The following is a 15,951-nucleotide window of genomic DNA, read 5'->3' as shown; positions in this document are numbered from 1 at the left end:
TGTATTTCAATGAGATGAAACACTTAAAATGGATATTTTATTAATTTTTCTTATTGTTTTCTTTTTTAGCATGTGCTTTTTGATCATTAGTTTTTTTGATTACTTATCAAGGAGTGATTCATGAGCCTCTATTTAATCTGTGGACTCATCGCCTTCGGCTTGTTAATTTATTTATTATTCGTATTATTTAAACCTGAATTGTTTTAATAATAAAAAGGGAAAAGGATTTCCATGACAAAATTTGGTTTTCTTCAAATCGCATTCTATTTGATCTTCTTACTCCTTCTTGTCAAACCTCTTGGTTGGTATATGGCACGAGTATACCAAGGCCGATCTTGTTTATTAGATTCCTTATTAAAACCTTTTGAGTCACTTATTTATAAACTATGTGGGATTGATCCTAAAAAAGAAATGGGATGGAAAACGTACCTATCAACGATGCTTTTTGTTAATTTAGTAGGCGTATTAGCAGTTTTTCTTTTACAAAGAATACAATTCTATCTTCCTCTAAACCCGCAGGATTTCTCAGCCCCCTCAGCTGATCTTGCGTTTAATACTGCCATCAGTTTTGCTACTAATACTAATTGGCAAGCCTACAGTGGTGAAACAACCATGAGCTATTTAACACAGATGCTTGCGCTTACAGTACAAAATTTTATTTCTGCAGCAACAGGAATGTCTTTATTAATCGCATTAATACGAAGTCTAGCAAAACATGAAAGTCACGGTTTAGGTAATTTTTGGGTGGATACCCTACGCGGTATACTCTACATCTTACTTCCATTGTCATTCATTTTCGCTCTTATCTTATGCTCACAAGGTGTCATACAAAATTTTAAACCCTATCAAAAGATTAGCCTTCTACATCCATTTACTTATCAACAACCGCTTACAGACCTAAGAGGTCAACCCCTATTAGATAGTCTAGGTAATCCTAAAGTAACTTCTGCAAAAATAACTGAACAAATTATTCCCATGGGACCTGCTGCCTCACAAATTGCCATTAAACAATTAGGTACTAATGGCGGTGGTTTTTTTAATGTCAATTCTGCTCATCCCTTCGAAAATCCTACGCCACTGACTAATTTTCTTGAAATGACAGCACTTTTACTTATTCCAGCAGCTTTTTGTTTCACTTTTGGTGTGATGGTTCGAGATAAGAGGCAAGGATGGGCAGTATTAATCACCATGTTAATCCTATTTATTCCGCCTTTAATACTTGGAACTGTAATGGAACAAAATGGCAATCCTGCATTTCAACCCATGGGAATTGATATGCAGCCAATATCTAATCTTTACCCGGCTGGCAATATGGAAGGCAAAGAAACACGCTTTGGCATTGTTAACTCAACAATTTGGGCTACAGCAACTACTGCAGCATCCAATGGTGCAGTCAACTCCATGCATGATTCGTTTACCCCATTAGGAGGAGTTGTTCCTCTTTGGATGATGCATTTAGGTGAGGTCTGTTTTGGTGGTGTAGGTTCAGGACTATATGGAATGCTTATGATGATCATTATCACCGTATTTGTTTCTGGTCTTATGGTAGGCAGATCTCCCGAATATCTTGGCAAAAAGATTGAACCTTATGAAATGAAAATGGCCTCCATTGCTGTTTTGATTATGCCGTTAATCGTTCTTATCTCAACTGCTTATGCTTCAGTAACCTCTTCAGGTATTAGCTCAATAGCTAATCCGGGTTCACATGGCTTCACAGAAATTCTTTATGCATTTACTTCTATGGGAAATAATAATGGCAGTTCCTTTGCGGGTTTAAAGGCTAATACTCCATTTTATAATATTCTGGGCGGCTTACTTATGTTAATTAGCCGATATTGGATTGCCATTCCCACTCTTGCAATTGCTGGTTCACTCGTTAAGAAAAAGCATATTCCCAGTAGCCCCGGTACCCTGGCAACTCATACACCCCTTTTTATTGTTTTGTTAGTTTGTATCACCATTGTCATTGGTGCCCTATCTTTTTTACCAACCCTTGCATTAGGCCCTATTGTGGAACAATTGATCCTTTGGGGAAAATATGGCTACTAAATTACATTCAATATGGGATTTGAATATCATTAAAGTTGCCCTAGTTGATGCATTTCTCAAACTCAGGCCACGCACACAAATTAAAAATCCGGTGATGTTTACCGTATATGTAGGCTCAATTATAACGACAGTACTTTTTATACAATCACTTTTAGGAAAAGGAGAGGCCCCTTCTCTTTTTATTCTGGCGATCACATTATGCCTCTGGTTTACCCTCCTATTCGCTAATTTTGCTGAGGCTATAGCAGAAAGTCGAGGCAAAGCTCAAGCACAAGAATTGCGTCGAGCACGACATGATATTCAAGCAAAAAAATTAACAAAAGCATCTAAAAACGCAAAATTTACCCTAGTTACTTCAGCACAATTACGTACTAATGATCTGGTTTTAGTCGAAGCAGGTGATTTCATTCCTAGCGATGGAGAGGTTATTGAGGGCATTGCCTCTGTTAATGAAAGTGCTATAACTGGCGAAAGTGCGCCAGTTATTCGTGAAAGTGGAGGAGATCGTAGTGCAGTAACCGGAGGGACTCAAGTTATCTCCGATTGGTTGATCATTCGCATTACTTCTAATCCGGGAGAAACATTCTTAGATCAAATGATTGCCTTGGTAGAAGGTTCAAAACGTCAAAAAACACCTAATGAACTTGCCTTAACTATCTTACTCGCTGCGTTAACCATTATATTCTTAGTGGTTTGTAGCACCCTACTCTCTTTCTCCATTTTTAGTGTATTTGTAACCAAATCAGGCCAAGTAATTTCAATAACAGTGCTAGTTGCTCTTTTTGTCTGTTTAGCACCAACTACAATTGGAGGATTGCTTTCCGCAATTGGTATTTCAGGCATGGATAGAATGATTCAAGCTAATGTTATTGCTTTATCTGGACGTGCAGTTGAAGCCGCAGGAGATATTGATGTTTTATTGCTTGATAAAACAGGAACAATTACTTTAGGTAACCGTCAAGCTACCGAATTTATTCCTGCAGAAAACGTCACCATTAATGAATTAGCAGATGCGGCACAATTAGCATCACTTGCAGATGAAACCCCTGAAGGCCGGAGTATTGTTATTTTAGCCAAAAGAAAATATAAGTTACGCGGCAGAGAACTGGAGCAACTCAACGCAACTTTTGTTCCTTTTACCGCTCAAACGCGCATGAGTGGTGCCAACATTGAAAATAGACAAATTCGGAAAGGTTCGTTTGCTGCAATTGAAGAGTACATCAATCAGTTAGGCAGCATTGTTCCTGAAAATGTGAGAAAAAACGTCGAAATTATTTCACGACAAGGAAATACCGCATTGGTTGTTGTAGAAAACCAGAAAGTACTCGGGATTATTCGTCTTAAAGATATTATTAAAGGTGGTATTCGAGAACGATTTGCTCAATTAAGACACATGGGCATTAAAACGATTATGGTTACTGGAGATAATCCACTTACTGCTGCTTCTATTGCTGGTGAAGCAGGAGTGGATGATTTTCTTGCTAATGCAAAACCAGAAGACAAACTTAAATTGATTCGTGAGTTACAAGCCCAAGGGCATTTGGTAGCGATGACAGGAGATGGAACTAATGATGCGCCCGCTCTTGCTCAAGCAGATGTTGCCGTCGCAATGAATTCAGGAACACAAGCAGCAAAGGAAGCGGGCAATTTAGTAGATTTGGATTCGAATCCAACTAAATTAATTGAAGTAGTTGAAATTGGTAAACAACTACTGATGACTCGCGGTTCACTCACTACTTTTAGTATGGCCAATGATATTGCCAAATATTTTGCTATTTTACCTGCGGCATTTTCGAGTACCTATCCTGAACTTAATATCTTAAATATCATGCATCTGGCAACACCTCAAAGCGCTATTCTTTCTGCAGTTATTTTTAATGCGCTTATTATTGTTTTTCTCATTCCTTTAGCGTTACAAGGGGTGAAATATAGACGTCTTCCTGCGGCACAGCTCTTGCGTAAGAACGTGATCGTTTATGGCTTTGGTGGATTAATCGTTCCCTTCATCGGCATCAAAATAATAGATCTGTTCTTAACTTTTGTAGGTTTAACAGGATAAAAATAATGACAGAAATCGTCAAACAAATAAAAATTTCTTTACTCTTTTTACTCCTATGTTCGCTACTTACAGGCCTTATTTATCCTGTTGTCATTACCCTTATTGCTCAAGTATTATTCCCCTACCAAGCAAACGGCAGCATACTTCGATATCAGGATAAACCCATAGGTTCTGCATTAATTGGACAATATAGTGATACACCCAATTACTTTTGGGGACGTCCCTCCGCAACGACCCCATTTCCTTATAACTCAGCAAACTCTTTAGGTTCTAATATGGGGCCGTTAAACCCCGAGTTTTTGGCTGCAGTAAAAAAAAGAGCGGCGACTCTTCGTCAATATGAAAATAAAATGCCATTGATTCCTGTTGACTTAGTAACGGCCTCTGCAAGCGGCCTTGATCCAGAGATAAGTCCACTAGCAGCTTTTTATCAGATACCTCGGATTGCTAAAGCACGTAATATTTCGGAGCAAGAAATACAAATATTGGTGAATCAATTAATAAAAAAAAGAACCCTGTATCTTTTGGGAGAACCGCGTATTAATGTATTAGAACTTAATTTGGCCCTAGATCATATAAGGACCACTCATGAATGACTCACGTCCCAACCCTAACGCATTATTGCAACGAGTGCTCGAAGAGGAACAGCAACAACAGCGTGGTAAACTCAAAATCTATCTCGGTGCTGCTCCTGGAGTAGGAAAAACTCATTCCATGCTTCATGAGGCATTGGAAGAACAAACTAAAGGATTAGATATTGTTGTAGGCATTGTTGAATCCCATGGCCGCATAGAAATTGAGGAAATACTTAAAAATTTCGTGGTCCTACCTAAATTAACTATTGATTATCACGGCAAGAAACTACAAGAATTTGATTTGGATGCTGCTCTAAAAAGAAATCCTGGATTAATCCTTATGGATGAAATGGCACATACAAATGTTACTGGCGTGCGTCATAAAAAACGTTGGCAAGACATTAAAGAGCTTCTGGATCGAGGAATTGATGTATCTACCACTTTAAATGTTCAGCATATAGAAAGTTTAAATAATGATGTTTCCCAAATTATTCATGCACCTGTCCAAGAAACGGTCCCTGATTTCATGATTGAACGTGCGAATACTATTGAGCTCGTCGATTTGGCTCCAGAAGATTTATTAAAGCGTTTGGCAGAGGGCAAGGTTTATGTCCCCAAACAAGCACAACTAGCCGCAGAATTTTATTTTCGTAAAGGCAACTTAATGGCATTACGTGAACTCGCATTACGTACATTAGCAAAGCGAGTCAATACTCAAGTGCTTTTATATAGGCAAGGACAAGGAATAAAAAGTATCTGGCACATCATGGAAAAAATCCTCGTTTGTGTAGGACCTGGTCCAGAATCCCATAAATTAATTCGCTCTGCCAAAAGAATCGCAGCGAGTTTTCAAGCAGACTGGATGGCTGTTTACGTAGATTCTCCTCGAACCCAATTATCGAGAACACAACGTAACCAAGCGATAAAAAACCTATTTTTTGCAGAACAATTAGGTGCTGAAACCCATATATTAATGGGATATGATCTCGTTAGAGAAATTCTTAATTTTGCTCGTGAGCAAAATGTTACTTTGATTATGATAAGTAAACGAATTCAAACTCGGTGGAAAAATTTTTTCTTTCGTAGTTTAGCTGACGAAATTTTGCGTTATAGCGGTGACATTGACGTGTATACCATAACCGAAATGGTAAAAAAATCACCAAAAAAAGCACTTCCGAAACCGCTGACCTCCTGGTTCCCTTATTTCTTATCAATTAGTATTGTTTCAGTCACAACATTGTTTAATTTTTTGCTGTACTCCCTAGTACCCGATGCTAACTTAATCATGGTTTATTTAATAGGTATGATTGCGATTGCCTCCCTGGGACGTACCGGACCTACAATTTCAGGAGTTTTTCTCAGCCTTTTAGCTTACGATTTTTTCTTTGTGCCTCCTTACTATAGTTTCTTAACAAGTGATGCAGATTATATTTTCAATTTAGTAATGATGTTCGTTATCGCATTTATCATTTGTCGACTCATCTTGGTTACTCGTCGTCAATCAGAGATTGCACGTCTTGCCGAATATCAAACTTCTACTTTATATACTTTAAGCCGAAGATTATCGAGAACTCGTGGAATAGTCAGGCTACTTAGAACTGGAATCAATTATATTTCCGAAATTTTTCATTGTGAAATCATTGCGTTATTGCCTAAAGATACACGCTTAGTCATTCGCGCACGCTCAAAATCTCATCAAGAATTGGATGATAAAGAATACAGTATTGCTCAATGGGTATTTGAATTAGGACAAAAAGCCGGATTGGGAACTGATACGCTTTCTTTTTCTAATGCCATATTCATCCCATTGATCGGTGCGCGAGGTACAATGGGTGTTTTAAGAATTCAACCGTTTAAGAGTGATGATTGGGCAACACCGGAAAAAATACAGCTTTTAGAGTCTTGCGCCAATCAAATTGCCTTAGCTATTGAAGTAGACAGCTTGCAAGAAGAACTTCATAAAAGCAACGCATAAAATGTTGTATACCTTAGTCTGGAAAATAGTTCTAAATTACAATACGATAATAATTATCTAGGTAAAAAGGATTTACTCATGATCATTGCAACCTTACATACAGCAGGAAATGAAACTCGAGTAGCGATTACTCCTAATTCAGCGAAACAGTTCATAAAATCTGGGTTTGAAGTTAGCATAGAAAAAAATGCTGGTCAGGCAGCAGGCTTTAGAAATCAAGATTATGAACAAGTCGGGGCGTATATTAGCGACAACAAAAAAAATATTCTTACAAAAGCAAACATTCTTCTCTGCATTAATGAGCCTAATCCCAAAGACCTGGAGGGTTTATCACCAGGCGCCATGATCATCGGTCCTATTGATAACGAACCGCAAAGTCAATTAATTTCCTGGTGCCAAGAAAAACAGATTACCTTATTCTCAATGAATCTTATTCCTCGTATCAGCCGTGCTCAAAGCATGGATAGCCTCTCTTCCCAAGCCAATTTGGCAGGATATCGAGCTGTTCTCGAAGCGTGTACTCAATTTCATCGAGCTATTCCAATGATGATGACAGCTGCAGGAATGATTCAACCTGCTAAAGTACTTGTTCTTGGTGCTGGTGTGGCAGGCTTACAAGCTATAGCAACAGCCAAACGTTTAGGTGCGGTAGTTTATGCATTTGATGTACGACGTGCTGCAAAAGAACAAGTTGAAAGTTTAGGCGCTGAATTTATTGAAGTCAGCCAAGATCAAGATAGTGAAACAAAAGGTGGATACGCTTCTGAAACAAGCGAAGAATATAAAAAATTACAGGCAGAACTTATTGATCAATACGCCAAATTATCAGATATTGTTATTTCAACCGCCTTAATTCCTGGTCGTAAGGCCCCTGTTTTATTGTATAAACATACGATAGAACAAATGAAGCCTGGATCAGTTGTCGTTGATCTCGCAACCTCCCGCGGTGGGAATTGCGAAGTAAGCGTTATTGATAAAACCATCCAACATGGAGAAGTAACCATCATTGGTTTAAGCAACTTAGCAGGGCTTGTTCCAGCAACAGCAAGTGAACTTTATGCGAATAATTTAGTTCACCTTATTCATCTCTTGGCCCCGACTCCTCCCGAGATCATATTAAATCCCAACGATGAAATTATTCAACAAGCGGTGCTTTGTCATCAAAATCAATATCTACCCTTCCAGGTCATAAAGGAGACCCAAAATGCATGAGATGAATACCCTAGGAAATCCTTATATTACAATACTTACTATTTTCGTATTAGCTTGTTTTGTCGGGTATTATGTAGTTTGGAAAGTTACACCCGCACTCCATACGCCTCTAATGTCAGTAACCAATGCAATATCCAGTATTATTGTTTTAGGTGCCCTCATTGCTGCAGGAAGTCAATTCATTGGAAAAATAACCTGGATAGGTGGTCTAGCAATATTCATTACCTCAATTAACATTTTTGGTGGTTTTGTGGTCACTCAACGTATGCTTCGCATGTATAAAAAATAGAATTATTGTTTACTTGTGGGTTTTAATTTAAATATTAGGGATGATTTCTCATGACTACCTTGGTTCCTTTATTTTATCTATTAGCAGCTATCTGTTTTATACTGGCACTCAAAGGCCTTGCCAGCCCAGCTTCTGCACGAAGAGGAAATCTATTGGGAATTGCTGGTATGATTCTCGCAGTAGGCTCAACGTTAATGATGCCCTCAACATATCATCAACCTCTACTCATTAGTTTAATGATTGCAGGTGGAATAATCGGAACCTATATCGCTCTTAAAATCAATATGACCGCTATTCCACAATTAGTTGCTGCCTTTCATTCTTTGGTAGGAATGGCAGCAGTACTTGTCGCATTCTGTGCTTTCTTATCTCCTCACTCGTTCCATATAGGAGTTCCCGGTGCCATCGCCAAGGCAAGCCTTGTGGAAATGAGCTTAGGTTTAATTATTGGTGCTATCACCTTTTCTGGCTCTGTAATTGCTTTTCTTAAATTACAAGGAATTATGTCAGGAGTTCCTATCAAACTTACTGGCCATAATATCATCAACCTCTTGACTGCGTTGGGAATTCTTATTTTATTTGTATTATTTTTAATAAACCAAACACTCACTCTTTTTTGTATTATGGCTGCCTTAGCCTTTTTAATTGGTGTGCTACTTATTATCCCAATTGGTGGTGCTGATATGCCGGTAGTGATTTCCATGCTTAACTCGTATTCTGGTTGGGCTGCCGCTGGTATTGGTTTTACCCTGAGTAACCATTTACTGGTGATTACTGGGGCCCTAGTTGGAGCGAGTGGAGCAATTCTAAGTTATATCATGTGTGTGGGCATGAACCGCTCTATTTTCAACGTAATTTTTGGCGGCATCCAAACGTCGGGAACACAATTACAAGCCAATACATCAACCGAATCACGCTCAGTACGACAAGGAAATGGTGAAGATGCAGCATTCCTCTTAAATAATGCAAAAGATGTGATTATTGTCCCTGGATATGGTATGGCAGTGGCACATGCGCAACATGCAGTCAAAGAATTAGTGGATGCGTTAGAACATCGAAACATTAAGGTTCGCTTTGCAATTCATCCTGTGGCTGGACGTATGCCTGGACATATGAATGTACTGCTCGCAGAAGCCAACATTCCTTATGATAGAGTTTTTGAACAAAGTGAAATTAATCGTGATTTCGCTAGTTGTGATGTAGCTTATATTATTGGAGCAAATGACATAACTAATCCTGCAGCAAAAACTGATCCAAGTTCACCTATTTATGGAATGCCCGTTTTAGAAGTTGAAAAAGCAAAAACAGTTTTGTTCGTGAAACGGAGTATGGCGCCTGGTTATGCCGGTGTGGAAAATGCTCTGTTCCATCACGACAATACGTACATGCTCTTTGGCGATGCTAAAGCAATGACGGAATCTATTGCTAAAGCATTAGAATCATTATAAATAACATGAGTTCGACATAAAGACATTTCCATGTCTCCAAAACAAACAGATCGGTATAAAAAATTACATTATTTTTTATATCGAACTCCCATTAAATAAAGGCAGCTAAACATCTAAATAATTAATGAATATTAATTTGCCATAGAAACAAAATAAAGGTATCTTAGCCCATTAATTTTCATTATGGAGTGAACTAATGTTACGAAAGCTAGGATTCGGGTTATTCTGTGTTGTGACTTCTTTAACTACTAATGCATATGCTATGGATAGTCATCCACTCCAACAAGGGATCGCTATTGAATATGAATTACCCAGCAATGTCCCTCAAGAATTCATTAATTATATGTTCTGGCCAATAGAAGCTAATTGTAAAATTACTACGGAAGATGAAAGTAATGATCTTTTCGTAGAAGCATTAGCTAAAAAAGGAAAAATTAACGACATCCCTTTAACTACAGGAGATTCTTTGCACTATAGTGTACAACACAACCAGACTCTGAAACTCAGTGCTGATTCTGGGGCAAAGGTGAGAATTACTAATTTTGGTCTACATACTGTAAAAGCGAGTTGTACTACTTCCTAAAATTCCTAAAAAAGGATTAAAGCCGACATAAAAGACATTCCGTTCCTTTTATGTCGCAACAAACCTTGCTTATGCCTATGAGCGATAAAGAATCCACTTTATTATCATCAAAAATGAAGATTATCGCTATGTGATTAATGTTCTCGTGTAGCATGAAACTTAATTTTAGGATATCGTTCTTGAGCCATAGCTAAATTAACACGAGTTGGGGCAAGATACATTAATGCATCACTTCCATCTAATGCTAAATAATCATAAGCTTTAGTGCGAAATTCGCTCATCGCCTTATCATCCTCTGAGTAAACCCAACGAGCGCAAGTCACATTTACGGACTCATAAATGCAATCTACTTTATATTCATGCTTCAATCGATGTGCAACAACATCGAATTGCAATATCCCTACAGCACCTAAGATTAATTGATTGCTGTTTAATGGTCTAAATACCTGAGTTGCTCCTTCCTCAGATAGCTCAATTAAACCTTTTAATAAAGCCTTACTCTTTAAAGGATCCTTTAAACGAACCAAACGAAAAAGTTCTGGGGCAAAATTAGGAATGCCAGTAAATTTTAATTGCTCTCCTTGAGTAAAGGTATCACCTATTCGAATAGTTCCATGATTGTGTAATCCGATAATATCTCCTGGCAAAGCAACTTCTGTGTGTGATCGATCACCTGCCATAAAGGTCAATGCATTGGAAATTTGCACTTCTTTACCAATACGCAAGTGACTCAATTTCATCCCTTTTTTATAAGCTCCAGAGCATATACGTAAAAAAGCAATACGGTCTCTGTGCTTTGGATCCATATTGGCTTGTATTTTAAATACAAACCCCGAAAAAGCCTCTTCATCTGGAGATACAACCCGCTCTTGAGTATTTCTCGGTTGTGGACCTGGAGCATAGCGCACATAATCATCCAGTAATTCTTTGATGCCAAAATTATTAATTGCTGAGCCAAAATAAACAGGAGTCATTTTTCCTGCCAAATAATCCTGCAAATTAAATTCATGTGAAGCCCCCTTCACAAGTTCAATTTCCTCACGTAATTCTTGGGCACTCTCTCCTAACATCTCATCCAATTGAGGATTGTCTAATCCTTTAATTTGCATTGCATCTTGTTTTTGTGCATTTTTTCCAGGTTGATAAAGATAAACTATATCTTCATAACGATGATAAATTCCTTTAAAACGTTTTCCCATACCTACAGGCCAAGTGACTGGAGCACATTGAATCCCCAAAACCGACTCTACTTCATCAAGCAAATCAATGGGATCACGACCTTCACGATCCAGTTTATTAATAAAGGTCATAATTGGTGTATCACGCAAACGACATACTTCCATCAACTTCACTGTTCGTTCCTCTACCCCTTTGGCCACATCAATTACCATAAGCGCTGAATCTACAGCAGTTAAAGTCCGGTAAGTATCTTCAGAAAAATCCTCATGGCCAGGAGTATCAAGTAAATTCATGACGTGCCGGTTATGTACAAACTGCATTACAGACGTAGTAATAGAAATACCTCGTTCTTTTTCCATTTCCATCCAATCTGAGGTTGCATGTCGATCCGCCTTACGCCCTTTAACAGTTCCAGCCAATTGAATTGCGCCACCAAATAAAAGTAACTTCTCTGTTACAGTGGTCTTACCTGCATCAGGGTGAGAAATAATTGCAAAGGTTCGTCTTGTATTAAAATCCTGATAAAAATCGGACATGAAGTTCTCTAAAATAAGTAGATTGTTTTCGTATGTGAATTTTAAGCCATTCTTGAACAAATTCAAGACGAAACAAATGATTATCACCCCAATAACCCCTATAAGAATAGTTATTGTCACTAAAAAACGGTACTATAGTATCAATTTCGTCTAAGAATTAATGTCCATTATGAAACGCTGTACTTGGGTTGGAATAAACAAACCTTATTACGAACACTACCACGATACAGAATGGGGTATCCCTGTTCATGAGGATCAAAAACATTTCGAAATGCTTATCCTCGAAGGGGCTCAAGCAGGTTTAAGCTGGGAAACGATACTCAAACGCCGCGAAGCATATCGCAAAGCATTTAAGCAATTTGATCCTCATGCTGTGGCACAGATGACGGATGAAGAACTACAGAATTTACTCACTGATCCTGGCATTATCCGCAACCGACTTAAAGTTTTTTCAGCGCGAAAAAATGCCCTAGCATTCATCAACATTGTACGCGAATTTACCTCATTTGATAATTATGTTTGGCAATTCGTGAATGGAAGTCCTAAAATAAATTACCCTCATAGTCTTCAAGAAATTCCCGCAACTACGCCCGAGTCAGACGCATTATCCAAAGACTTGCAAAAAAGAGGGATGAGTTTTGTAGGCTCTACGATTATATATGCTTATATGCAAGCAGTGGGAATGGTGGACGATCATTTAGTCGACTGTTTTTGTAAAAATCGCGATGCCTGAGTTTTTAATTACCTTTTAACATTGAAGCATGAAAAATTAAATGTTCTTCAATAAAGCTCGCAATAAAATAGTAACTATGATCATAACCTTCTTGCATCCGTAAATTAAGATCAACAGCAGCATTCAAGCAGGCATCCTGGAATAATTCGGGTTTTAATTGTTCTTGCAAATACGAATCCTGAGTCCCCTGATCAATTAATATCTTCTTATGCGGCCATCCCCTTTCTAAAATGAGACTACAAGCATCATAATCCTTCCACTTATCCTGATCTTTCCCCAAATAACCTGTAAACGCTTTTTGTCCCCATGAACACTGGCTAGGTGCACAGATAGGGGCAAAAGCAGAAACTGAACGATATTGTTCGGGATTTTTTAAAGCTAAAGTAAGAGCTCCATGACCTCCCATTGAATGCCCAAAAATACCACAAGCTTGTTCATCAAGAGGAAAATGTTGCTGCAGTAAATTAGGCAATTCATCACCCACATAAGAAGACATTTGATAGTATTGTGACCATGGTTTTTGTGTTGCATCCACATAAAACCCCGCACCAATGCCAAAATCATAACTTTTCTGATCTCCAGGCAAATGAACTCCCCGAGGACTTGTATCCGGTGTAACCAATGCAAGACCTAATTGAGCAGCCATGCGTTGTGCACCTGCTTTAGTAATAAAATTTTGTTCCGTACAAGTCAATCCAGAAAGCCAATACAACACAGGAACACATTGGCTGTGTACTTGCGGTGGCAAAAAAAGACCGAAACGCATCATACAACGAGTTACAGAAGATTGATGTGCATAAACACGTTGAATACCCCCAAAGCAACAGTGCTCTTCAATAAGATCAATAGTCATTTTTTTTCAACTCAAGAAAATGATTAAAAAGTAAGAACTGTACGAATAGATTCACCTTGATGCATTAAATCAAAAGCCTTATTAATTTGTTCTATAGGTAAAACATAAGTAACTAAATCATCGATATTAATTCTTCCATCCATATACCAATCAACAATTTTAGGAACATCAGTACGACCTCGTGCGCCCCCAAATGCAGAGCCTTTCCATACTCTGCCTGTAACTAACTGAAAAGGTCGAGTTGAAATTTCTTGTCCTGCTCCAGCAACCCCGATAATCGTGCAGATCCCCCATCCTTTATGGCAGCATTCAAGAGCTTGGCGCATCAGTTTTACATCACCAACACATTCAAAACTATAATCAGCTCCTCCTTTAGTCAGTTCAACCAAATGAGCCACTAAATCATCACCAAATTCCTGAGCATTAACAAAATCAGTCATCCCCATTTTTTGAGCTAAAGCCTGACGGTTAGAGTTAATATCAATGCCAACGATTTGTTCTGCTCCAACCATACGCGCACCTTGAATTACATTAAGTCCAATTCCTCCTAAACCAAATACAACCACTCGCGCACCTGGAGTAACTTTAGCAGTATAGAGTACAGCGCCTATGCCTGTAGTGACACCGCAGCCGATGTAACACACTTTTTCAAAAGGGGCATCTTGGCGGATTTTCGCCACTGCAATTTCAGGTAAAACGGTGTAATTTGCAAAGGTTGAAGTCCCCATATAATGAAATAATTTTTTTCCATTAAAACTGAAACGGCTTGTACCATCAGGCATAAGTCCCTGACCTTGTGTTGATCGAATAGCTTGACAAAGATTCGTTTTCTGAGAAAGACAATACTCACATTGGCGACATTCAGGAGTGTATAGAGGAATCACATGATCCCCAGGTTTTAGAGAAGTCACACCAGGACCAACATCAACAATAACACCAGCCCCTTCATGCCCTAAAATTGTCGGAAAAAGACCTTCTGGATCAGCACCGGACAAAGTAAATGCATCGGTATGACACACACCTGTTGCCTTAATTTCAATAAGAACTTCACCTTGTTTGGGTCCTTCTAATTCAACCATTTCGATTGCTAATGGCTTTCCAACTTCAAATGCCACTGCTGCTTTTACTTGCATCAAAACTCCTTTCAATACTTTAGAAATTCTTATTAAAAAGCTCACTCTACAGTGAGTTAATAATCGTAACATAATAATTATATTGAAAAAAATTAAAATTAGATATTTAAAAATTTACGTGTCAACAATACAATCCGAGAACCCCACTCTCTTTTTTGTATTGATTCAGTAACTCCACGCCCGGGATCTCAAGCAAGCGGCGCGTATTAAATTCATAGCCCAAAAGCGTGATAAAACACATAGCGGATGACGTGGGATTTACTTTATTTATTTCTTGTTAGTATTCTTTTATACTTAACGATTAAATAACCAACAAAATTCTTTGGAAAGCAGAGAATGATCATTAATAGCGAATTTAAGCCTGCTAAGTGGCTTAAAAATCAGCATGGACAAACTCTGTATCGGACTATTACAAATCGGTTGCAAGTTCCTGTCGATTTTTATGAACGTCTTGAATTACCCGATGGTGATTTTATTGATTTAATCTGGAGCACAAGTAGTTTAAGCAATCATACACCGTTAATTATTCTACTCCATGGATTAGGAGGAAGTGAGAACTCCGCATACATTGCCAGTTTATTCAATGCATTTAATACATCCGGTTACCGAGCGGTTTTAATGAATCTTCGTGGTGCAAATGCTCCTAATCGTTTACCACGCTCTTATCATGGAGGAGATACCGCTGATTTTGCTTATGTTCTAAGTCAATTGAAACTACGAGAACCTTCAACAAAAAAAGCTGCAGTAGGCATTTCATTAGGTGGAAATATAGTGCTCAAATGGTTAGGAGAAACAGGGCATCAATCTTTAATTGATGCGGCAGTCGCGGTTTCTGTGCCTTTTCAATTACACAATGTCGTTCAAAAAATAAATAAGGGATTTTCTCGTATCTATCAAGCCCACTTATTAAAAAGATTACGCCATCTCTTTTTACAAAAATTAAACGTTATCAATCATCAGTTACCTCTTTCTACGCAAACATTAGCATCAATAAAAACTTTATACGATTTTGATAAACAAATCACGGCCCCATTAAATGGTTTCCCCAGTGTCAAAGAATATTATCGGAAATCAAGTTCAAAGCAGTACCTCATTAGTATAACAACGCCTACATTAATTATTCATTCTTTAGATGATCCTTTCATGACTCCTGATGTAATCCCAAAACCACATGAATTGTCACCAGATATTCTTTTAGAATTGAGCCAATATGGAGGACATGTAGGATTTATCGCACAAAATAGTCGATACTGGCTAGAACAACGCATTCCTTATTTTTTGAAAGACTACTTAAACTCATCTCCTTAAACCAAGATGATCAAGAAAT

At 38.2% G+C, this 15,951-nt stretch carries 14 protein-coding genes; 11 read left to right on the top strand and 3 right to left on the bottom strand.

Annotated features, from left to right (window positions below; translation table 11 throughout):
- Positions 1 to 120 precede the first annotated feature (120 nt).
- The 9 genes from kdpF to Lgra_RS11675 all read left to right on the top strand — a co-directional run bounded on the left by kdpF (position 121) and on the right by Lgra_RS11675 (position 10,190).
- A complete protein-coding gene (gene kdpF, locus Lgra_RS18630) occupies positions 121 to 207 on the top strand; it encodes a K(+)-transporting ATPase subunit F (protein ID WP_083502905.1) in 87 nt (28 codons plus the stop codon).
- A 24-nt stretch (positions 208 to 231) separates the two neighbouring features.
- Positions 232 to 2,049 (top strand): potassium-transporting ATPase subunit KdpA, encoded by a 1,818-nt coding sequence (gene kdpA / locus Lgra_RS11710; protein WP_058499456.1) that lies wholly within the window; start codon positions 232 to 234, stop codon positions 2,047 to 2,049.
- The gene (gene kdpB / locus Lgra_RS11705; protein WP_058499455.1) at positions 2,039 to 4,108 is read left to right on the top strand and encodes a potassium-transporting ATPase subunit KdpB; all 2,070 of its coding nucleotides are present in this window, start codon (positions 2,039 to 2,041) and stop codon (positions 4,106 to 4,108) included. Before kdpA ends, kdpB begins: the two co-directional genes overlap by 11 nt.
- A gap of 5 nt (positions 4,109 to 4,113) precedes the next feature.
- A complete protein-coding gene (kdpC, locus tag Lgra_RS11700; protein ID WP_058499454.1) occupies positions 4,114 to 4,704 on the top strand; it encodes a potassium-transporting ATPase subunit KdpC in 591 nt (196 codons plus the stop codon).
- Positions 4,697 to 6,658 (top strand): DUF4118 domain-containing protein, encoded by a 1,962-nt coding sequence (locus Lgra_RS11695; protein WP_058499453.1) that lies wholly within the window; start codon positions 4,697 to 4,699, stop codon positions 6,656 to 6,658. The genes kdpC and Lgra_RS11695 overlap by 8 nt, the downstream gene beginning before the upstream one ends.
- A 78-nt stretch (positions 6,659 to 6,736) precedes the next feature.
- The gene (locus tag Lgra_RS11690) at positions 6,737 to 7,870 is read left to right on the top strand and encodes a Re/Si-specific NAD(P)(+) transhydrogenase subunit alpha (RefSeq protein ID WP_058499452.1); all 1,134 of its coding nucleotides are present in this window, start codon (positions 6,737 to 6,739) and stop codon (positions 7,868 to 7,870) included.
- Positions 7,863 to 8,159 (top strand): proton-translocating transhydrogenase family protein, encoded by a 297-nt coding sequence (locus tag Lgra_RS11685; RefSeq protein ID WP_058499451.1) that lies wholly within the window; start codon positions 7,863 to 7,865, stop codon positions 8,157 to 8,159. Before Lgra_RS11690 ends, Lgra_RS11685 begins: the two co-directional genes overlap by 8 nt.
- Positions 8,160 to 8,209: 50 nt before the next feature.
- The gene (locus Lgra_RS11680; RefSeq protein WP_058499450.1) at positions 8,210 to 9,607 is read left to right on the top strand and encodes an NAD(P)(+) transhydrogenase (Re/Si-specific) subunit beta; all 1,398 of its coding nucleotides are present in this window, start codon (positions 8,210 to 8,212) and stop codon (positions 9,605 to 9,607) included.
- A 196-nt stretch (positions 9,608 to 9,803) separates the two neighbouring features.
- On the top strand, positions 9,804 to 10,190 hold the full coding sequence (locus Lgra_RS11675) for a hypothetical protein (protein ID WP_058499449.1): 387 nt from the start codon (positions 9,804 to 9,806) through the stop codon (positions 10,188 to 10,190).
- 134 nt (positions 10,191 to 10,324) lie between these two features.
- Here the strand turns inward: Lgra_RS11675 and Lgra_RS11670 are convergent, their stop codons facing one another.
- On the bottom strand, positions 10,325 to 11,905 hold the full coding sequence (locus tag Lgra_RS11670) for a peptide chain release factor 3 (protein ID WP_058499448.1): 1,581 nt from the start codon (positions 11,903 to 11,905) through the stop codon (positions 10,325 to 10,327).
- Positions 11,906 to 12,074: 169 nt separating this feature from the next.
- Here Lgra_RS11670 and Lgra_RS11665 point away from each other — a divergent pair, with 169 nt between their 5' ends.
- On the top strand, positions 12,075 to 12,638 hold the full coding sequence (locus tag Lgra_RS11665) for a DNA-3-methyladenine glycosylase I (RefSeq protein WP_058499627.1): 564 nt from the start codon (positions 12,075 to 12,077) through the stop codon (positions 12,636 to 12,638).
- A gap of 4 nt (positions 12,639 to 12,642) precedes the next feature.
- On the opposite strand, the gene fghA is transcribed toward Lgra_RS11665, so the two are convergent.
- Complete coding sequence (gene fghA / locus Lgra_RS11660; RefSeq protein WP_058499447.1) at positions 12,643 to 13,491, bottom strand: S-formylglutathione hydrolase; 849 nt, start codon at positions 13,489 to 13,491, stop codon at positions 12,643 to 12,645.
- 23 nt (positions 13,492 to 13,514) lie between these two features.
- Positions 13,515 to 14,624, bottom strand: coding sequence for an S-(hydroxymethyl)glutathione dehydrogenase/class III alcohol dehydrogenase (locus Lgra_RS11655; protein ID WP_058499446.1), 1,110 nt, complete (start codon positions 14,622 to 14,624; stop codon positions 13,515 to 13,517).
- Between the two features lie 336 nt (positions 14,625 to 14,960).
- Between Lgra_RS11655 and Lgra_RS11650 the strand changes: the two genes are divergently transcribed.
- A complete protein-coding gene (locus Lgra_RS11650; RefSeq protein ID WP_058499445.1) occupies positions 14,961 to 15,932 on the top strand; it encodes a hydrolase in 972 nt (323 codons plus the stop codon).
- The last annotated feature ends 19 nt before the right edge of the window (positions 15,933 to 15,951 follow it).

The organism is Legionella gratiana (genome assembly GCF_001467695.1).
Taxonomy (GTDB): Bacteria; Pseudomonadota; Gammaproteobacteria; order Legionellales; family Legionellaceae; genus Legionella; species Legionella gratiana.
Note: the sequence above shows the minus strand (reverse complement) of the source record. Positions and strands in the feature narration are given on the sequence as shown.